The following is a 19,782-nucleotide window of genomic DNA, read 5'->3' as shown; positions in this document are numbered from 1 at the left end:
CGTGTTCCACTCCGACGGGCAGAGCTACTTCGTCGTCGACGGGCACGTGCACTTCTGGGACGGCAGCCCGGCCAACCAGATCAACCGGTACGGCGAGGGTTTCGTCCGGGGCCTGTACGGCTTCCACCGCCGCCTCTCCCCCGACGAACACCGGTGGACGCTGGAGGAGTTCGAGCGCTACCCCGAACAGCGGTTGATCGACGACCTGTTCGAGGCCGGGCCCGACGACGTGGCGATCCTGCAGCCGACCGGCCGGCCGGACTGGTTCGTCAACGGCTTCGAGACGACCGAGCAGAACGGCGAGATCGCCCAGCGGCATCCGGGCCGGTTCATCGTCAACGGCCGCTGGGATCCGCGGGACGGCGAGGCCGGGCTGGCCGAACTGGAGGCGCTGCACGAACGCTGGCAGCTACCGGGGGTCCTGGTGGGCCCGGCCGAGTGGAAGGGGATCAGCAAGGGCTGGCGACTGAGCGACCCGTGGGCCCACCGGTATCTCGAGAAGTGCCAGGAACTGGGCATCCGCAACATTCACGTGCACCCGACGAACGGAGACCTGGCGGACGTCGACGACGCGGCCACCGCCTTCCCTGGGTTGCGCTTCTTCGTCGAGCACGTCGGGCTGCCCCGGATCGAGGATTTCTGCTGGACCGCGGCTCAGGAGCCCAATGTGTACGGCGGTCTGGCGGTGGCCCTGCCGTTCCTGCACACCCGGCCGCGCTACTTCGCGCGGATCATCGGCGAGCTGCTCTACTGGATCGGCGAGAACCGCATCCTGTTCGGCAGCAACTACGCCGTCGGGCACCCGAAGTGGCTGGTCGAGCGGTTCGTCGACTTCCAGATCCCGGACGACCTGCAGAGCGAGTACGGGGTCCTCACGCCGGCCATCAAGCAGAAGATCCTGGGCTTGAACGCCGCCCACCTGTACGACCTCAAGGTGGAGTGATGCGGCCGGTGCGGGCGGCGGTGGTGAGGGCGACGGCCCGCGTGGCGCGGACGGCGCCCAGCCGCACCGCCCGCTCGACCGACCACCTGTCCGCGCGCAGCCGGGTCGTCGGCATGGAGACGGCCACCGCGCCGACGAAACGTCCGGCGGCGTCCGTGACCGGGGCGGCCATGCAGCTCAGACCGGCCTGGAACTCATCCACCTCGACCGCCAGGCCGGTGCCGCGGACCTGCCGCAGTTGCCGGGCGAGCAGGTCGCGGTCGGTCACCGTGGCCGGTGTGACGGCCGGGGTGCCGGTGTGCTCGAGCAGGGTCTCGCGGTCGTCGGCGGGCAGCTGGGCCAGCATCAGCTTGCCGAACGCGGTGGCGTGCGGGGCCTGATGGAAACCGATGGCGAGCGGCTGGATGCGCGGGTGCAGGGCGCACTCGACGACGTGGGCGACGATCATCTCGGCGTCGCGCAGCGCGGCGTAGTAGGCCGCGGCCTGCGCCTCGCGGTGGATCACCGAGGCCACCCGCTGCACCTCGGGCGACGCCTCGATCTGGCGGTGCAGGCCGCGGGCCAGGTCGTCGACGCGGTGGCCGAGGGCGTAGGCCCGCTCGTCGGTCAGATGCACCAGATAGCCGCCGGTGACCAGCGTGGTGAGCAGGTGGTACGTGGTGGGCAGGGTCAGCCCGAGGGCCGCGGCGACCTGTTTGGCCTGCACCGGACCGGGTGCGGCGGCGATGTGGTCGAGCACGCGCATGGCCCGCTCGACGGACTGCAGGACCCCGGTGCCCTTGTTCATCACCCCAGCCTGCGGCCCTGGTACAGATGGTGGAAGACCGTTGACTGATCGCGCGAAAGGGAGTTCGACATGATCTTCATTACGGCCAAGTTCCCGATCAAGCCCGAGTTCGCGGACAGCTGGCCCGAGATCGCGGGCCCGTTCACGACCGCGACCCGCGGCGAAGCGGGCTGCCTGTGGTTCGACTGGTCCCGCAGTCTCGACGACCCGACCGAGTACGTGCTGGTCGAGGCGTTCCGCGACGGTGACGCGGGCGCTGCGCACGTCGGCTCGGCCCACTTCAAGCAGGCCCAGCAAGACCTGCCACAGTATCTGCGGGCGACTCCCAAGATCGTGAGTCAGACTGTTGACCAGGACGGCTGGTCCGAACTGGGGGAGCTCGCCGTCGAATAGGCGCACGGTCGTGCCCGACCGGAGGTTCACCGCACTTGAGAGCCCTTCCTACCGTGGGTCCCCCGGGACCCAGGAGGAGATTCGTGCGCGTGGCCCTGGCCGCGATGGTGGCGGCCGTGTTGCTGGCAGTCGGTGGCGTCGTCGTGTGGTCGCTCCGCTCGCCGGTGACGGCCGTCCAGGTCAGCGCGCTCCGGGGCGGCACGGTCACCACCGACGAGGGTGTCGCGGTGCGGTTCGCGCCCGGCGCGCTGAGCCAGGACACCGAGGTCCGGGTCGTGCCGCGGCCGAGCGTGGCCGCCCCGCACGGGCTGAGCTGGCTCACCGAACCGGTCGACATCGAGCTCGGCGGGGCCCGGCTGCTGACCTCGGCCACGCTGCGGCTGCCGCTGCGCGAGGCCGCCACCGACGACCTCATCACGGTGGTGTCGCGCGGCGAGGACGGGGTGTGGAGCGGTCAGGGCGGCCTGGTCGACCCCACGGCCCGCACGATCACGACGATCGTCGGCCACCTGTCGATCGTGTCGGCCGGGCACACGAGGGTCACCGCCCCCGACTTCTCGTCCGGGTCCGGCGCCGAGGACGCCCCGGACCCGGAGTGCGGCACCACCCGCTCCGACCGGTGGACCGCCCGGGCCGAGGGCGAGGCCGTGAAGACCTGCGTGGCCGCGGGCGCCGTCGACCGGCCGGCCCTGCTACGAGTGACCGGCAACCGGGCTTACGGCCAGTTCGCCGAGCTCGGCGCCTACCCGCCGATCACGGTGGCCCAGCCCGGCGACACCGGCCTGGCCGACGAGGTCTGGCGCGGGGTCGCCGCGGCCGATCGTGATCACACGTTCCTGCCCGGTCAGGGCGCCCTCGACCTCACGCTGCCGGGCAACTACCGCACGATCGAGTTCGTCACCCGCACCGGTCCCGACGTGGCCGTGGCCGAGTACGTCGTCGAGGTCATGAGCCGGGCCTTCGTCCCGGCCGAGGTGACCGTGCAGGCCGTCCGGTGCGTGCTGGACCGGCCCGCGGCCGATCCGGCCCGGGGCGATCGGGTGCTGCTGTGCGTGACCGCGGCACTGGCGGCCGAGCGGATCCTGCCCGAGAACGTCGCCGGAACCGACGAGAAGCTGGCCAAACAGGACCGCGACGGGATGGCCCAGGCCGTGCTGACGGCGATCCGCGAGCTGCCCGCCGGCGTCGCCGGCCGGCCCGACGACGGCGCCGGGGCGGGCTGGCGGGTGACCGCCGAGCGCAGCCCGGTCATCCCCCGCAAGGCCCTCAACGAGCCCGGCGGGTCCATCCCGGCCTCCGTCGTGGCGACCCAGGAGAAGTTGTACGCGGCCGCGCTGCGCGACGCCCTGCCCGGCGCGCTGCCCCCGCCCGGCCTGGTGTGGTCGAACACGACCCTGACCGGCCGGGCCGTCACCGAGGCCGTGGCCGCCCTGGTCACCACGCCGCCGCTGCGCTGGCCGTGCGACGAGACGGCCCGCGACGGGTACGTCTACGGCCTGGCCGACCCCGACCTGCTCACCTATCCGGCCCGCCTGTCCGACCTGGGCCTGCCGCCCGAGGACGTCGGCATCGTGCGGCAGACCGCCGCCGGTGGCCAGAACTACCGGCTGTGCGTCGCCCTCGACGGCACCTGGACCGCGCTGACCCACGACCAGCCGGCCGGCGGTTTCCCGGCGGACGAGGCGGAGCGGATCGGCGCGATGGGCCCGGGGGTCTGCCGGCCCGGCCTGGGCGGCGCGTTCGTCCCGGCCGACTCGACCTGCCGCACGTCGGTCCGGGCCGACCTCGACGGGGACGGCCGGACCGACACGGTGCTGATCTACGAGCGGGCCGGGACCTGGACGGCACGGGCGGTGCTCACCGCGGGCCAGGTCTTCGACCTCACGCTGCCGTACCGGCGGGACGAGAAGCCGGTTCCGGTCCGCGCCCTCGACCTCGACGGCCGGCCCGGCGCCGAGGTCGAGCTGCGGAGCGGCTCGACCTCACGGCTGCTCCGGTTCGACGCGGGCGGCCTGGCGCTGAGTGACTGACCGGCTCAGCGGTCCTCGTCGTCATCGTCGGCCTTGACGAAGGTGCCGACCTCGTGCTGCTTGCAGAGCGCGAGGTACTTGCCCTTGCACAGGGTGGCCTGCGGGACGTACTTGTCCTCGGCCACGACCTTGTTGATGTTGGCGAGGGTGATCGCCTGGGGCTCCAGGCTCACGAACGGCACGTACGCGCCCGACTCCGGGTCCTTCAGCTGGTTGGCCACGGTCGGCTTCTCGTTGTTGAAGAGCTTGACCGCTAGGCTGGCCGCGTTGACCGCCTCGAGCTTGGTCGCCTTGTAGACCGTCATGCACTGCTCGCCGGTCAGCAGGTTCTGCAGGCCCTCGAGCGTCGCGTCCTGCCCGGTCACCGGGACGATGCCGTTCAGCTTCTTCTTGCGCAGCACCTTGATCACGGCGTCGCCGATGCCGTCGTTGGCCGCGAGCACGCCCCGGATGTTCGGCGCCTGCGAGAGCATCTGCTCGAAGAGCTTGGTGGCCTCGTCCGGGTCCCAGTCCGTCACCCACTGGTCGGGGCCCTTGGTGAACTCGCCGGCGTCGTACTTCTCGTTCAGCGGGATGTCGTAGCCCTCTTTGAACAGGCGGGCGTTGTTGTCCGACGGCGAGCCGTTGAGCTGCGCGACGATCGGGTTCTGGGCGCCCTTGGCCTCGAGGCACTTGATCAGGCCGTACGCCTGGAGGCTGCCGACCTTGTTGTTGTCGAAGCTGACGTAGTAGTCGGCCCCGCCGTTCAGGGTCAGACGGTCGTAGTCGATCGTCGGGATCTTCTTCTTCTTGGCCAGGTCGAGGGCGGCCTTGCCGCTGATCGAGTCGAGGTTGGCGATGATCAGCACCTTGACACCGCTGTTGACCATCGACTCGGCGGTCTGCACGAACTTGGCCCGGTCGCCCTGGGCGTTCACGATCTCGACCGGCACCTTCGCCTCGTCGAACGCGGCCTTCAGGAACTTCGGGTCCTCGTTGCCCCACCGCTTCGAGCTCTCGGTGTCGGGCAGGATCACGCCGACCCGCGCCTTGCCGTTGCCCGACGACGTGTTGCCACTGCCACTACTCGTGTCACCCGAATCACCGGAGTCATCACACGCAGTCATGGTGGCCGTCGCCATCAGGCCGACGGCGGCGATAGCCAACAGTTTCTTGCGCATTTGGTGAGTCGTCCTCTCCGGTGAAACTCGACCTCGGCCCGGGCGATGGGCCGACCAAGTATCAGGCAGACCCGGGCGCGCCCGACAGGGGGTACGGCGCCGGGAAGAAAAATAGTTCATTTCCGGTCCGTGAGCACACTCGCATCACAGACTGTGCAGAACCTGACGATCTTGCCTGGTCATCTTCGTCGGCGAGGGTACTCGTCAAGCGGCCCGTCGCCGGCCGGCGGCGGAAAAGACGATCAAGTTCGGTACGGACGGACGATCGGACCGGCTCACCCGGCCGGGCGAATCGGTCCGATCGTCGTGGGGCCGCGCTCAGGTGAAGTTCAGTTCGCCCGTACGCGTGCGCTTGAGCTCGAAGAAGTCGGGATAACCGGCCAGGGCCACGGCGCCATCGAAGATCTTCGCGGCCTGCTCGCCGCGCGGGATGCTGTTGAGCACCGGGCCGAAGAAGGCGACGCCGTCGATGTGGATGGTCGGGGTGCCGACGTCCTCGCCGACCGGGTCCATGCCCTCGTGGTGGCTCTTGCGCAGCGCCTCGTCGTACTCGGTGCTCGCCGCCGCCTCGGCCAGGCCGGCGGGCAGGCCGACCTCGGCCAGCGCCTCGGCGATGACCTGCTCGAAGTCCTTGTTGTCGTTGTTGTGGATGCGGGTGCCGAGAGCCGTGTAGAGGTCGCGCAGCACCTCTTCGCCGTGCTGCTGCGCGGCGGCGGTGACCACGCGGACAGTGCCGAGCGAACGGTCGATCAGGTCGCGGTACCACTCGTCGAGGTCGCGGCCCTCGTTCAGCACGTACAGGCTCATCACGCGGAACCGCAGGTCGAGGTCGCGCTGCTGCTCGACCTCGAGGATCCAGCGGGACGAGATCCAGGCGAACGGGCAGGCCGGGTCGAAATAGAAATCAACTTTTGTCACGCCTCTACGGTACGAGGCGATCGGCTCGACCCGGCCGCCAATCATGACCCTTCTGAGTGGGCCAATTTGCGGGCCAGCAACAGGCCCGGCCGATGCTCCACGGTGAAACCGGCGGCCCGCAGATCCGCGGTGACTGCCGGCCGCGGGCTGACCCGGTAGTACATGACGAACGGGGGCCGCCACACCGCGTTGCGCACCCGCATGACCAGGTCGAAGCCGACCGTGGCCCAGTGCGCGAGCGAGATCACCGGCGGCGGCGCGCCCAGGGCCAGCGCGAACAGCCCGCCCGGGCGCAGCGCGCGCCACACCCCGTCGAACAGCGCGGGCCGTTCGGCCGGCAGGAAGTGGCCGAGCGCCCCGAACGACACCGCGAGGTCGAACCCCTCGGTGAACGGCAGCGCCCGTGCGTCGGCCCGGACCAGGGTGGCCCCGGGCCGGGCGGCACGAGCCTGCGCGAGCATGCCGGCACTGAAGTCGACGCCGGTCATCCGGTCGCACAGCGGCTCGAGCACGGACAACCCGGCGCCCGTGCCGCAGCAGACGTCCAGTCCGGCGCCGAACGGACCGAGGCCCGACAGCGCCCCGGCCGTGGCGGCGAGGATGCTGTCGGGCGTACGGAAAGGGGTGAAATCGAACTTCGGCGCCAGCAGGTCGTAGCCGCGTTCGACCGACGACAACGCCTGCACCGCGAGCTCGCGCAGCGACGGCCCCCGAGGTGAGAACACCGGCGTCACCAGTTGACGGCGATGTACTTCGACTCCAGGTATTCGAGCAGGCCCTCATGGCCGCCCTCACGGCCGATGCCGCTCTGCTTGACGCCGCCGAAGGGCGCCGCCGGGTCGCTGACCAGGCCCCGGTTGAGCCCGACCATGCCGGCCTCGATGTGCTCGCTGACCCGCAGGCCCCGGGCCAGGTCGCCCGTGTAGACATACGCGACCAAGCCGTACTCCGTATCGTTGGCCAGCCGCACCGCTTCGTCCTCGCTCGTGAACGTGACGATCGGGGCGACCGGGCCGAAAATCTCCTCGCGCAGGATCGGCGCGTCGGGCGCGACCCCGGTCAGCACCGTCGGCGGGTAGTAGAAGCCGTTGCCCTCGGGCCGGCTGCCCCCGGTCTCGGCCTTGGCCCCGGCCTCGAGCGCGCCCCGGACCAGCGAGTCGACCTTGGCCACGGTGTCCTCGTTGACCAGGGGGCCGACCTGCGTCGACTCGTCGGTGCCGGGACCCACCCGCAGCTGCGACATGCGCGCGGCGAGCCGCTGCGAGAAGTCGGCCGCGACCGACGACTCGACGTAGAACCGGTTGGCCGCGGTGCAGGCCTCGCCGCCGTTGCGCATCTTGGCGATCATGGCGCCCTCGATGGCCGCGTCCAGGTCGGCGTCGGCGAAGACCAGGAACGGCGCGTTGCCGCCGAGCTCCATCGAAGTGTTGACCACGCCCTCGGCCGCCTGCGCGAGCAGCAGCCGGCCGACCTCGGTCGAACCGGTGAAGGACAGCTTGCGGACGCGCGGGTCCTTCAGCATCCGGCCCACGGTTTTGCCCGAGCTGCGCGACGGCAGCACGTTCACCACGCCCGACGGCACCCCGGCCTCGGCCAGGATGGCCGCCATGGCCAGCGCGGTCAGCGGGGTGTCGCTGGCCGGCTTGAGCACCACCGTGCAGCCGGCAGCCAGGGCCGGGCCGATCTTGCGGGTGGCCATCGCGGCCGGGAAGTTCCAGGGCGTGACCAGCACACACACGCCGACCGGCTGGCGCGTGACCAGGATCCGGTTGGCCCCCGAGGGCGCGGTCGCGAACTCGCCGGCGCCCCGGACGGCCTCCTCGGCGAACCAGCGGAAGAACTCAGCCGCGTACGTGACCTCGCCCTTGGCGTCGGTCAGGGCCTTGCCGTTCTCGAGGCTGATCAGCTTGGCCAGGTCGTCGGCCCGCTCGGTCATGAGCTCCCAGGCCTTGCGCAAAGCCTCCCCCCGTACGCGGGGCGGGGTGGCCGCCCAGGCCGGGCCGGCCTCGGCCGCCGCGTCCACGGCCGCGATGGCGTCGCTCTCACCACCGTCGGCCACCGTGGCGATCACGTCGCCGGTGGCCGGGTCGAGCACGTCGAAACGGTTCCCGGACGACGCGGGAACCCACTTACCGCCGATGAAGAGTTCAGTTTCCACAGCCCCAGCATGGTGCAGGTCGCTTTTCGGCGCCACGGTTGTGGGGTATGCGACGCCGCATGACCTTCTTCGGGCAGCCGCGGCCCCTCGCCAACCTCTTCGGCGTGGAGCTGTGGGAGCGGTTCTCGTTCTACGGCATGCAGGGCATCCTGCTCATCTACCTGTACTACGAGTCCTCGCGCGGTGGCCTGGGCATCAACGAGGCCACGGCGACCAGCATCGTCGGGGCGTACGGCGGCTCGGTCTATCTCTCGACGGTGGTCGGCGCCTGGCTGTCGGACCGCCTGTTCGGGCCCGAGAAGGTGCTTTTCGGCAGCGCCGTCCTGGTCATGGCCGGGCACATCGCGCTGGCCGTCATTCCCGGCATTCCCGGCGTGGCGGTCGGCCTGGTGCTGGTGGCGCTGGGCAGCGGCGGCGTCAAGGCGACCGCGACCACGATCGTCGGCCTGCTCTACGAGGCCGGGGACGAGCGCCGCGACGCCGGCTTCTCGATCTTCTATCTGGGCATCAACCTGGGCGCCTTCGCCGGTCCGCTGCTGACCGGGGTGCTGCAGTCCGAGGCCGGGTTCCACTGGGGCTTCGGTCTGGCCGCGGTCGGCATGGCGATCGGCCTCATTCAGTACGCCGTCGGCCGCCGCAACCTGCCGCCGTCCGCCCGCGAGATCGCCAACCCGCTGCCGGCCGGTCGCCGCCCGCTCGTGTTCGGGGCCGCGGCCGTGGTGGTGGCGCTCGTGGTCGTGCTCGCGCTGACCGGCGCGGTCAAGGCCGACTGGCTGTCCAACATCGTGGTCGTGCTCAGCATCCTGGCCGCGGTCGCCTACTTCGCGGTGATCCTGACCAGCCACCGGATCAGCGACGTCGAGCGGCGCCGAGTGCTCGCTTTCATTCCGATGTTCATCGCCAGCGCCGCGTTCTGGTCGCTCTACCAGCAGCAGTTCACGGTGGTCACGATCTATTCGGACAAGCGCCTCGACCGCGACCTGTTCGGCTGGGAGATGCCGGTCTCGTGGGTCCAGTCGATCAACCCGGTCTTCATCATCATCCTGTCCGGCGTGTTCGCCGCGATCTGGACCCGGCTCGGCGACCGCCAGCCCTCGACCCCGGTCAAGTTCGCCGCCGGCACCGCCGTCATGGGCGTGGCGTTCTTGTTGTTCCTGCCGTTCGCCGGCACCGCGAGCGTGCCGCTGCTCGGCCTGACCGGCATCCTGCTGGTCTTCACGATCGCCGAGCTACTGCTCTCCCCGGTCGGCCTGTCGCTGACGACCAAGCTGGCCCCGGAAGCGTTCCGGACCCAGATGGTCGCGTTGTTCTTCCTGTCGGTCGCGCTGGGCACAGCTTTGTCGGGCACGCTGGCCGGCTACTACAGCGAGGACAACGAGGTGCCGTACTTCGGCATCCTGGGCGCGATCGCCATCGTGCTCGGCGCGGCCCTGCTGGCCCTGGCCAAGCCACTGCGCGAACTGATGGGCGGGGTCAAGTGACTACGGTTCGGCCTTCGGGGGCGTGCGCAGGTGCTCGATGTAGGCCATCGCCACGGTGACGGCGACCGGCACGGCCAGGGACCACCAGGCGCCGTACGCGAAACCCAGCACCACCGCCACCGGCAGCCCGAGCGCGAGGGTCAGGCAGCCGGCGAAGAACACGGCCGGCGGATCCTCGTCGTCGACGGCGGTCGCCGCGGGCGGGCCGGCGGGCGGCAGTTCGGGATGCGGAACGGGCAGGTCGGCGAAGATCCGCATCAACTCGGACTGGGTCCGGGCCCGTTTCGAGGCTTCCACGCGCCGCTCGTACTCGGGAGGGTCGAGTCGCTTCTCGGCCAGGTGATCCTCGAGCGCCTCGCGCGCCGACACCCGCTCCGGAGTGCCGATCAGCCGATCGGCCCCGGGCACGTAGTCCTCCGGAACGTCGTGCTCCACCCCCGTCACGACGACAGCGTAGCCAGCCCGGCGGGACAGCCGCTTCGGCCGAGCGGGCGGTTATTGCGGGGGTGGCGGGGCCTGGGTGACTTCGGCCAGGCGGGCGATGGCGGTGGCGGCACGGACAAAATCGTTGGCGGCGAGATCGCCGATCGTGGCGATGCCGAAGGCCAGGCGCAGCCCCTCGGCCTCCTCGTCGCTGACGCCGGAGAGGGCGGCGACGGGCGCGTTGACGAGCTCGGCCAGGGGTAGGTCGCGGAACGGTTCGTCGAGCAGGGCGTCCAGGTTCACTGAGACGGGCATGCTTCGAGCATCGCGGTCCACTGTGTACCCGTCAACCGCCGATCTGTTTGCGCATGCGAACAATCGGGACGGGGGCGCCGCCGCGGTCGTCCTCGATCCGCTCGACCTCGCGGAAGCCGTAATGGCGGTAGAGCGGCTCGCCGGCCAGGGTGGCCATCAGCTCGAGCCGCGTGTAGCCCTCGGCCGCAGCGGCCTGCTCGCACAATGTCAGGATCAGCCGTCCCACCCCGCGGCGGGTGAAGCCGGGATGGGTGTACATGGCCCGCACCTTGGCCGGGTCCTTCATGGGGTCGAGCAGGGCCGAGTCGCGGGTCGTGGAGTGGTCGCCGCCGTAGAGGGTGGCCCGGCGGCTCCACCCACCGCAGCCGGCCAGCTGCCCGTCCGACTCGATGACGAAGTACGTGCCGTCGTCGATCAGCTGGGTGTCGAGGCCCATGATGGCCACGCTGCTGCGGATCTGGTCGTCGCTCAGGAAGTCTTTCTGCAGTTCGGCGATCGCCAGGTTGACCAGTGCCTCCAGCGAGCCGATGTCGTCGCGGGTCGCCAGTCGGTGAGTGAGTGCCACCGCATGATCACACCACAGCCACGAACCGGCAATTGGCTGCCTCGGCCGGGCCGGGTGCGGTCGTACGGTAGCGGCATGACCGTGGGGTTTCTGGGGCTCGGCGTGATGGGGCGGCCGATGGCGGCCAATCTCGTGCGGGCCGGCGTCGATCTGGTCGTCTGGAGTCGTACGGACCGGGGTGACACTCCTCCGGGCGCGACCCGCGTGGCCGAGCCGGGCGAGGTGTTCGCCCGGGCCGAGGTCGTCATCCTCATGCTGGCGACCGAGCAAGCCATCGACAGCGTGCTGCCCGCGGGACTCAACGGCACCGTGGTCGTCCACATGGGCACCACCAGCCCGGAATACTCGGCCGCGCTGGGGGCCCGGATCCAAGCCGCCGGCGGACGGTACGTAGAGGCGCCGGTCTCCGGCTCGCGCGGGCCGGCCGAGGCGGGTGAGCTCGTCGCCATGATCGCCGGAGAACCGGAAGACCTTTCCCGCGTACGCCCGATTCTCGCGCCCCTGTGCCGCCAGGTGTTCGAGTGCGGCCCGGTGCCGGGCGGGCTGCTCATGAAGCTGTCGGTCAACACGTTCCTGATCAGCCTGGTCACCGGGCTGGCCGAGGCCTTCCACTTCGCCCGGGGGCACGGGGTCGACGCCGACCTGCTGCGGCAGGTGCTCGACGCCGGGCCGATGGCCAGCGCCGTCTCCCGGGGCAAGGGCGGCAAGATCGCCGACGGGGACTTCGCGGTGCAGGCGGCCATCCACGACGTGCTCAAGAACAACGAGCTGATCGTGGCGTCGGCCCGGCGCCGGGGCATCCCGTCACCGCTGCTGGACGTGTGCCGCGACCTGTACGCCGCAGCCGCCGCTTCCGGTCACGCCGAGGCGGACATGGCGGCGGTTGTGCACGCCTTCCCGGAACGGACTCACTAGGCTGCGCTGGTGGCGAAGTACTTCGACGTGCACCCGGACAACCCGCAGGCGCGCTCCATCAAGCAGGTGGTCGACATCATCCGGGCCGACGGGGTGATCGCGTACCCGACGGACTCGCTGTTCGCGCTGGGGTGCCGCATGGGCAGCAAGGCCGGGCTGGACCGGATCCGCGAGATCCGGCACCTGGACGACCGGCACCACTTCACGCTGATGTGCCGGGACTTCGCCCAGCTGGGCCAGTTCGTGCAGATCAACAACGCGGCCTTCCGCGCGGTGAAGTCGGCGACCCCCGGCCCGTACACGTTCATCCTGCCCGCGACCAAAGAGGTGCCACGGCGCCTGCTGCACCCGAAGAAGAAAACGGTCGGCGCGCGCATCCCCGACCACGTGGTGGCCCAGGCCATCCTGGCCGAGCTGGGCGAGCCGCTCGTGTCGACCACGCTGCTGCTGCCCGGTCAGGACGAGCCGATGACGATGGGCTGGGAGATCAAGGAGACCCTGGACCACGCCGTCGACGCCGTGATCGACTCGGGCGAGGGCGGCGTCGAGCCGACCACCGTGGTCGACCTCTCCGAGGGCGAGCCCGAGGTGCTGCGGGTCGGCGCGGGCGACCCGTCGCGCTTCTCGGCCTGAATCAGCTCGAGAGCGCGCCGTCCGCGCCCAGCGCGAGGATGACCAGTTCGCCGCGGTGGTCGGTCGCCGTCAGCCGCTGTTCGTCGAGCCGTTGCAGCGCGGCCACGCCGGCCGGGAACTCGCCGGCCGGGGTCGGGCCGACCGGCGGGCCGGACCAGTCGACGGTCCACGAATAGAGCCGGAACTCGTACGACGCGGCCACCACGACCGTGGTCTCGGGCGTGCCGAGCAGGGCCACCGTGCGTACGGGTTCGGGCGCCCGCAGGGTGATGCCGCGTTCCACCTCGTACGCCATCGGGTCGAGCCGGGCCACGCGCACCGCCTGATGGGCGGCCGACACGATCACCCGGTCGGCCAGCGAGTCGATCGCGCCGACCCGCAGGTCGTGCTCGACGACCACCGACCGGTTGTCGGGCGGCCCGGCCGTGACCACGCGCCCCTCCGCGGCCAGCACGCCGTTGCGGAACGGCCGGGTCGGCGCGGGCAGCGCGGGCAGCGACAGACCGGGCGTCAGCGGTACGCCGGAGGTGCCGTCGAGCAGGTAGGGCCGGGTGGCGAACGTGGCCGTGGCCAGCACCGGCCCGCCCACCGCGAGTGAGCGGGTGCGGATCGTCGGGTCGGTCAGCCGCCACACCGGACGGCTCGACGGGTCGAGGGCGAACACCGCGCCGTCGTACGCGCCCGCGAGCACGTGCCGCCCGTCGGCCGACCAGGTGACCGAGCGCAGCGGCGCGTCCCCGGCCCGCAGCGTGCGGATCGGGTCGAGGTGGGTGTTGCGCAGCTCGATCGCGCCGTCGCGACGGGCCAGGGCCAGCGTCGACGAGTCGGGCGACCAGGCGCAGGCCTCGACCGCGGGCGCGGCCCGGCCGGCCAGCGGCGAGCGGTCCTGAGCGAGGTCGCGCACGGCGACGAACCCGCTCGTGCCCACGGTGGCCACGAGACCGGCGGCGCTCACGTCGAGGCGTACGCAATCACCGATCTCGCCCAGATAGGTCTCGCCGAACGCCTGCCACACCGCCGCCCGCCCGTCGCCCAGCTGACAGAGCAGGTGCTGGCCGTCGGGCATCCAGCTGACCCCGGTGACGGGGGCCGGGTGACCACCCAGCACCTTCATCAGGTGGGGCGGCCGGTCGTCGACGACCCGCCACACCGCGGCCGTGCCGTCGGCCGACCCGGTGGCCAGCAGATCGGACGCGCCCGGGTTCCAGGACGCGGCCAGCACGGCCGAACGATGGGCAAATTCGGTCAGGGTCACGGGGCGGGCGGGGTCGCTGGTCTCCCACACGGTCACCGCGCCGGCCTGGGTGCCGCTGGCCAGCCGCCGGCCGTCGGCGCGGAAGGCGACGCAGCTGACCGGCGCGGCTGGCGCCGGGGCGCTCCCTGCTGTCACGCGACATATGCTGGACACCAAGGCGCAATGAGTCAATACCGCAGTCGGTCCTTAGCGGTCGGTCAGCCCACCGGCTGCAGGCGCAGCAAACCTTTGCGACGCGCGGGCAGCGGCCCCACGGCGGCCTCGATGGCCGCGCGCAACCGGTCCTGTTCGCTCACCCGGTCGTGGTGCCAGGCCGTGCCCCAGACGCGGTGCCGCCGCCAGCCGAGCCCGGTCAGCACGTCGTGGGTCAGGCGGTCGCGGTCGCGGGCGGCGCCGATCGCGCCGTAGCGCGGGCCGTCGCATTCGATGCCGAGCACGTAGCCGTGGCCCGGCGTCGGATGCCGCACGCCGATGTCCACGCGATACCCCTGACCTCCCACGGAGACGTTCGCGTCGTACCCCCACGACCGCACGGTCGCGAGCACCGAGGACACGAAAGGATCGGCGGTGACGGCCCGGACCGGGGCGGCGGCGAGGCCGCGCTCGGCATGTTCCAGGTACGCGGCCAGGTGTCGTACGCCCGGATTGGCCGACTCGGGCAGGTCGCGCGCGCGAATCGACGAGATGATCTCGACGCGCCGCCGGGCCCGGGTGATGGCGACGTTGAGCCGCCGCCAGCCGTTGGGCTGATTGAGGGCGCCGAAGTTGGTGCTGACCCGGCCCTGCTCGTCGCGGCCGTACCCGATCGAGAAGATCATCACATCGCGCTCGTCGCCCTGCACCGACTCGAGGCTCTTGACGAAGAAGCCGGTGAGCCGGTCGCCGTCGAGGAACCGTTCGAGCCCCGGATGCCGGGCGGCGGCCCGTTCCACGGCCGCCTCGATCGCCTCGGCCTGGGCCACCGAGAACGTGACCACGCCCAGCGACAGCTCGGGCCGCGTGGTCAGGCACGCGATGATCCGCCCGGCGACCGCCTCCGCCTCGACCGGGTTGTCCCGCGCCCCGCCCCGCCGGTAGACGCCGGCCGCCGGTACCAGCTCGACGCCGGTCTCGGGGTCGGCGTTGGCGCCCGGGAAGGTGAGCAGCCGGCCCTGATAGAAGCGGTGGTTGGCGAACGCGATCAAGGCCTCGTGCCGGCTGCGGTAATGCCAGCCCAGCCCGAGCCCGGGGAACGCGCCGCACGCCTCGGCCAGCTCCAGCACGGACTGGAAGTCGTTGACGTCGGTGCCGTCGTCCCGGTCGGACCGGGTCGAGAAGAACGACGTCGGCGGCAACTGACGGTCGTCGCCCGCCGCGATCAGCGCGCCGGCCCGGTAGATGCAGTTGATGGCGTCGGCCGGCGCGATCTGGGACGCCTCGTCGAAGATGACGACGTCGAACGTCAGGTCGGGCGGCAGGTACTGGCTGACCGCGAGCGGCGACATCAGGAAACAGGGCTTGGCCGTCTGCACGGCCGTCCGGGCCTGGCCGATCAGATCCCGTACGGGTAGATGCCGGCTCTGCTTGCGGCCCTCGCGCCGCAGCAGGGCGATCTCGTCCGGCCCGCCGGCCCGGCGCGCGTCGACCGCGGCGCCGATGACGGCGGGCGCCTCGACGGCCAGCGCCGCGTCCAGGGTGCGGAACTCGTCGACCAGGCGGTCCCGCTCGAGCCCGTCGACGGGTCGCAGGCGCTTGTCGTCGCGGACCACGGCGTCGACCCAGGCCGTCCACAGTGCTCGCTCGACGACCGGCCGGATCTGCTCGGACGGCAACTCCAGGCAGAACTCGGCCGTGCTGTCGGCCAGAACCGTCCGCGCGTGCGCGTAACCGAGCCACTCCTGCTGCCCGTGCGGGTCGTCCCGCAGCCGGGTCAGAAGGTCCTCGTCGATCTCTGTGCCGGGGGCGAAGGCCGCGGCCACGGCGTCGCGGGCGTTCTCCCAGGCGTCGACACACCCGGTGAGGGCCGGGCCGTCGCCCTCGATGAGCGTCTTCCCGCGCGCCTCCCGGGCCCAGGCGACCGCATCCTCGTCGACATCGGTCGCGTGGAAGACCACGGTGGCGCGCAACCGGGCCAGATGGTCGGCCTCGGCCAGGTCGACGTGCCGGCCCAGGGCCGTGTCGAAAGCCGCGAGAACCGTGGCCGCCTCGGTCAGCGGCCCGATGGCGGCGCGGCGACGAGCGGCGGCGTAGCTCAAGGTCTCCGCAGGCGCCTCCCACCCGGCGACGATCCGGGCCTGGGTGGCCAGCCGGGCCAGGACGGGGTCGGGGCGGCAGATCAGGTCGGCCGCGGCCGGCAGCGCGTCGGGCGGGCACAGCCGCACCAGGTCGGCCGCCGTCCGCAGCGCGTCCTCGACCGCGAACTCGTCCCGCCGGTAGCGCCCGAGCAGCGGGGCGTACTGGCGCTCGGCCGCGGCCCGTTCCCGCAGCGCCCGCTGCCAGGCCACGGCCGCACCGACATGGGCCACGGCGTCGCCCGGCGACACCGAGGGCAGCGCGAACCCGGCGACGGCGTCCCAGTCCCGGCGGTACGCGGGCAGCAGCTTGCGCAGGCCGCGGTGCTCATGGGCGAGCCGGTCGGCCAGCTGCTCCACCGGCTGGTCGACGATCGTGTCGAGGAACCAGCGGCGGCACTCGGCCCCGGTCGCCCCCACCGCCTCGGCGCAGCGGCGCAGCACGGCCGCGGCCTCGGCCACCCCGCTCAGCACACCCGGCCCGAACCAGAACGGCTCGGGCCGGTGGGTCCGGGCGGCCAGCTCGGCCAGCGCCCCGAACCGGGCCAGCTCGGCGAACGTGGCCACCTCGGTCAACCCGAGCCGGACGGCGAGCGGGGCCGCCTCGCGCAGCATCTCCTCGAGGGCGGCCGCCTCCACAGTGTTGCGGCGGGCGGCGGCCTCGGCGGCGGAGGCGGTCAACGTGGTCTGTTCCAGGGCGGGCGGATTGAGGTCGGGCAGCTCTTGCCAGTCGACGCCGGCTGCTTCGCGCGCCTGGCGGGCCGCGTCGGTGAAACTGCGCAGCTGGTCGGCGGCGCGGTCGATCGGGTCGGTGGTGGGGGCCGACAGCCACTCGTCGGGAACGGTGGTGGGGCGGTTACCCGTGAGCGTGACCAAGGCGGCCAGGGTGCGAGGGTCGTGCGTCTCGTCGTACGGCTCCAGGGCCGCGTCGAGAGCGCGTCGTGCGGCCGCGGCTCGGCTGACTGTGTCGTGCAGGGGCTCGGTGGCGATGACTCCGCGCCAAGGGAAGTCCTCGGCGGCCGCGCGGCGGCAACGGGCCAGCTCGTCGGCGGCGTCCAGCATCTGGCGCAGGCGTTCCGGGTCGAGTCCGGGGTCGGGGGGCATGGGGGCGGCGGGGAGGTCGGCCAGGCGGACGCACTCCCCCAGGGCCTCGTGGAGCGTGCGGCCCAGGGGGTCGCGGCGCTCGTTCATCGCGCGGGCGTAGTCGTCCAGGAGCCGGGTCAGCTCACGCAGGCGGGCCCGGTCCACCCGGCCGGCGGTGGGCGGGACGGGTGTCCGCTCGATCGAGTCGGCCAGGGCCCGGGCCACCTCTTTGCGGGTCGCCTTGTGGCTGTGCAGTTCCAGCAGGTACGGGTCGAGGCCGACCGCGGCCAGCCGGTTCCGCACGACCTCGAGGGCGGCGGCCTTCTCGGAGACGAACAGGACGCGCTTCCCGGCGTGCAGGAGGCAGCCGATCATGTTGGCGATCGTCTGCGATTTACCGGTGCCGGGCGGGCCGTCGAGCACGAAGCTGCGGCCGGCGACGGCGGCCTCGACACAGGCCCGTTGCGTGGCATCCGCATCGAGCACGAACGGCAGCTCGAAGACGCCCGGGCTGTTCACGGTCCGCTCGCCACTGTGCACGGCCCGCCCACCAAGGGTGGGGGAGGTGGTGGCAGATTCTACGCCGCCAAACTCGTCAAAAACCGTTTGTCCACAGGCAATCCCGCCCGCAGCCGTGCCAACTTCTGCGCTCCTGCCCTCGCCCAGCGCCGCCCCGCCCAGCGCCGCCCCGCCCGGCGCAGCACCGGCCGGTGCCACCCCGGCCAGCGCCGCCACCAGCGGATGTCCCACGATCCGCGCCTCGTTGTCGAGCAGGTCGCGATACATCGCCTCCTTGTGGAAGCTGAAGCACGACAGGATCAGGCTCTCGTCCGCCCGCCAGTCCCGGTTACTGACAGTCGCGCGCAACTCCTCCAGGTACCCCCGCACGTCCAGCCCCGAGAGCCCCGGCGCCACGATCCCCATCCGCCGCAACCGCAACACCAGCGCCGGATTCACCACCGCCTCGTCGTCCCGCCCGCGCAGCTGCGGCACGTCGCCCGGCCCCCGTGTCACCAGCTCGACCGGCAGCAGCAGGACCGGACTGGCGTACGGAATCTCCTCCTCGTCCCGCCAATGCAGCGCCCCCACCGCCAGGTGCAGCGTGGCCACCCCCCGATCGAGCAGGTCCTGCCGCGATCGACGCAGCAGCCGCCGCAACGTCGTGCCGAGCGGCACCGCCCCCAGCCCGGTGCGGAACAGGCACCCGGGGGCCGGTTTGGCGCCGGCCGGCAGGAACCCGTACGCCCGCCCCTCCCCCAGCGCCGCGACGAGCTCCGGGGCGGCGGGCCCGGTGATGGCCAGGCTCCCGGTCGCGGACGGGCGGTGGTTCAGCAGCCGGTTGCCGGCGTCCAGGTTGACCAGCCCGTCCCGCCAGGCGCGGACGGCCGCTCGCGGCGTTTCTGCACCCATGGCGACAATTGCACCAAGCGGAGCACACGTCCCGCTGGATTTCAGGAGTACTGGTCCTGGTCAGCCTTGCGGTAGTCGTTGATCTCGTCGAGCCGGCCCGCCTCGGCCAGTCGCACCCAGGCCGGGTTGCCCAGCAGCACCCGGCCCAGCGCCATCAGGTCGTACTCGCCGCGGGCGCGCCGGTCGAGCAGTTCGCGCATCCGGTCGGAGCGGGCGAAGTCGCGGGTGAGCCCGATCGAGCCGACGGTGATCGCCGGCAGGCCGGTGAGGTGTTTGGCCCAGCCGGCCAGGTTGCGGTCGCTGCCGTCGAACACCGGCTCCCAGAAGCGGCGTTGCGAGGCGTGCAGCACGTCGGCGCCGGCGGCCCGGAATCCCTCCAGAAGGAGGCCCAGCTCGTCCGGCGTCGAAGCGATGCGGGCGCTGTAGTCGCGCTCCTTGAACTGGGAGAACCGGACGATCAGCGGCACGCAGGCGGGGATCTCGGCCCGGATCGCCCGCACCACCTGGGCCGGGAAGTCCCGGTGCCGTCCGCCCGGGTTGGTCACCGGCCACAGGAACTCGTCCAGCAGGTAGCCGTGCGCGGCGTGCACCTCGACCGCGTCGAATCCGGCCCGGACGGCGACGCGAGCGGCTTCGGCGTACGCCCGGAGGAGGGTTTCGCGGTCGGCCGTGGTCATGGTCCGCGGCGTCCAGGCCTGGTCGCCCTCGAACTGGCTGCCCAGGTGCCACAGCTGGGCCGCGATCCGGCCGCCGGCCGCGTGCACCTCGGCCGTGACGTGGCGCCACCCGGCCTCCGCGGCGCCCGGCGTGAGCCGCGGGACGTCGCGCTGGTGCCCGGCGCTGGGGTGGTCGACGAGCACGCCCTCGGTGATGATCAGGCCGACCCCGTTCTCGGCCCGGCGGCGGTAGTAGGCGGCGACCTCCGGCGTCGGCACCCCGCCCGGCGAGTGTTCGCGGGTCATCGGGGCCATGACGAAGGGGCTGGTCAGCGACAGGCCGGCGAGGGTGACGGGCTCGATCAGGGCCGATGTGGTGGTCATGGC

Annotated in this window: 17 protein-coding genes; 6 read left to right on the top strand and 11 right to left on the bottom strand. The window is 72.0% G+C overall.

What is annotated here, in order from left to right; translation table 11 throughout:
- The first annotated feature begins 1 nt into the window (after position 1).
- Entirely contained in the window at positions 2–943 is a 942-nt protein-coding gene (locus tag M1L60_RS05125) for an amidohydrolase family protein (RefSeq protein ID WP_253236110.1), read from the top strand.
- On the opposite strand, the gene M1L60_RS05120 is transcribed toward M1L60_RS05125, so the two are convergent.
- Entirely contained in the window at positions 930–1,730 is an 801-nt protein-coding gene (locus M1L60_RS05120; protein ID WP_253236109.1) for an IclR family transcriptional regulator, read from the bottom strand. The two genes, M1L60_RS05125 and M1L60_RS05120, sit on opposite strands and share 14 nt — an antisense overlap.
- A 69-nt stretch (positions 1,731–1,799) precedes the next feature.
- On the opposite strand from M1L60_RS05120, the gene M1L60_RS05115 reads away from it, so the two are divergent.
- On the top strand, positions 1,800–2,123 hold the full coding sequence (locus M1L60_RS05115) for a putative quinol monooxygenase (protein WP_253236108.1): 324 nt from the start codon (positions 1,800–1,802) through the stop codon (positions 2,121–2,123).
- A gap of 83 nt (positions 2,124–2,206) precedes the next feature.
- Positions 2,207–4,153 (top strand): hypothetical protein, encoded by a 1,947-nt coding sequence (locus M1L60_RS05110; protein WP_253236107.1) that lies wholly within the window; start codon positions 2,207–2,209, stop codon positions 4,151–4,153.
- 5 nt (positions 4,154–4,158) lie between these two features.
- Here M1L60_RS05110 and M1L60_RS05105 read toward each other — a convergent pair whose 3' ends face one another.
- From M1L60_RS05105 to M1L60_RS05090, 4 genes are all read right to left on the bottom strand, one after another.
- Positions 4,159–5,313 (bottom strand): sugar ABC transporter substrate-binding protein, encoded by a 1,155-nt coding sequence (locus M1L60_RS05105; RefSeq protein ID WP_253236106.1) that lies wholly within the window; start codon positions 5,311–5,313, stop codon positions 4,159–4,161.
- 318 nt (positions 5,314–5,631) lie between these two features.
- Positions 5,632–6,231 (bottom strand): mycothiol-dependent nitroreductase Rv2466c family protein, encoded by a 600-nt coding sequence (locus tag M1L60_RS05100; RefSeq protein ID WP_253236105.1) that lies wholly within the window; start codon positions 6,229–6,231, stop codon positions 5,632–5,634.
- A gap of 41 nt (positions 6,232–6,272) precedes the next feature.
- On the bottom strand, positions 6,273–6,956 hold the full coding sequence (locus tag M1L60_RS05095; protein WP_253236104.1) for a class I SAM-dependent DNA methyltransferase: 684 nt from the start codon (positions 6,954–6,956) through the stop codon (positions 6,273–6,275).
- Between the two features lie 5 nt (positions 6,957–6,961).
- The gene (locus tag M1L60_RS05090; RefSeq protein ID WP_253236103.1) at positions 6,962–8,389 is read right to left on the bottom strand and encodes an NAD-dependent succinate-semialdehyde dehydrogenase; all 1,428 of its coding nucleotides are present in this window, start codon (positions 8,387–8,389) and stop codon (positions 6,962–6,964) included.
- 47 nt (positions 8,390–8,436) lie between these two features.
- Here M1L60_RS05090 and M1L60_RS05085 point away from each other — a divergent pair, with 47 nt between their 5' ends.
- Entirely contained in the window at positions 8,437–9,870 is a 1,434-nt protein-coding gene (locus M1L60_RS05085; protein ID WP_253236102.1) for a peptide MFS transporter, read from the top strand.
- On the opposite strand, the gene M1L60_RS05080 is transcribed toward M1L60_RS05085, so the two are convergent.
- The 3 genes from M1L60_RS05080 to M1L60_RS05070 are packed head-to-tail and all read right to left on the bottom strand — an operon-like array spanning position 9,871 to position 11,173.
- Complete coding sequence (locus M1L60_RS05080; RefSeq protein WP_253236101.1) at positions 9,871–10,314, bottom strand: DUF1707 SHOCT-like domain-containing protein; 444 nt, start codon at positions 10,312–10,314, stop codon at positions 9,871–9,873.
- Between the two features lie 51 nt (positions 10,315–10,365).
- Complete coding sequence (locus M1L60_RS05075; RefSeq protein WP_253236100.1) at positions 10,366–10,608, bottom strand: hypothetical protein; 243 nt, start codon at positions 10,606–10,608, stop codon at positions 10,366–10,368.
- Positions 10,609–10,639: 31 nt separating this feature from the next.
- Positions 10,640–11,173 carry a GNAT family N-acetyltransferase gene (locus M1L60_RS05070; protein WP_253236099.1) on the bottom strand — a complete coding sequence of 178 codons (534 nt, stop codon included), beginning with the start codon at positions 11,171–11,173 and terminating at the stop codon, positions 10,640–10,642.
- A 3-nt stretch (positions 11,174–11,176) separates the two neighbouring features.
- Here M1L60_RS05070 and M1L60_RS05065 point away from each other — a divergent pair, with 3 nt between their 5' ends.
- On the top strand, positions 11,177–12,088 hold the full coding sequence (locus M1L60_RS05065) for an NAD(P)-dependent oxidoreductase (RefSeq protein WP_256516026.1): 912 nt from the start codon (positions 11,177–11,179) through the stop codon (positions 12,086–12,088).
- Between the two features lie 9 nt (positions 12,089–12,097).
- Positions 12,098–12,721, top strand: coding sequence for an L-threonylcarbamoyladenylate synthase (locus tag M1L60_RS05060; RefSeq protein ID WP_253236097.1), 624 nt, complete (start codon positions 12,098–12,100; stop codon positions 12,719–12,721).
- A gap of 1 nt (position 12,722) precedes the next feature.
- Here the strand turns inward: M1L60_RS05060 and M1L60_RS05055 are convergent, their stop codons facing one another.
- The 3 genes from M1L60_RS05055 to M1L60_RS05045 all read right to left on the bottom strand — a co-directional run bounded on the left by M1L60_RS05055 (position 12,723) and on the right by M1L60_RS05045 (position 19,779).
- On the bottom strand, positions 12,723–14,111 hold the full coding sequence (locus M1L60_RS05055) for a WD40 repeat domain-containing protein (protein WP_253236096.1): 1,389 nt from the start codon (positions 14,109–14,111) through the stop codon (positions 12,723–12,725).
- A 62-nt stretch (positions 14,112–14,173) separates the two neighbouring features.
- Complete coding sequence (locus M1L60_RS05050; RefSeq protein WP_253236095.1) at positions 14,174–18,739, bottom strand: PDDEXK-like endonuclease domain-containing protein; 4,566 nt, start codon at positions 18,737–18,739, stop codon at positions 14,174–14,176.
- A 41-nt stretch (positions 18,740–18,780) separates the two neighbouring features.
- Entirely contained in the window at positions 18,781–19,779 is a 999-nt protein-coding gene (locus M1L60_RS05045) for an oxidoreductase (RefSeq protein ID WP_253236094.1), read from the bottom strand.
- Positions 19,780–19,782: the final 3 nt, after the last annotated feature.

The sequence above is a fragment of the Paractinoplanes aksuensis genome, from assembly GCF_024137025.1.
In the GTDB taxonomy this organism is placed as follows: domain Bacteria; phylum Actinomycetota; class Actinomycetes; order Mycobacteriales; family Micromonosporaceae; genus Actinoplanes; species Actinoplanes aksuensis.
Note: the sequence above shows the minus strand (reverse complement) of the source record. Positions and strands in the feature narration are given on the sequence as shown.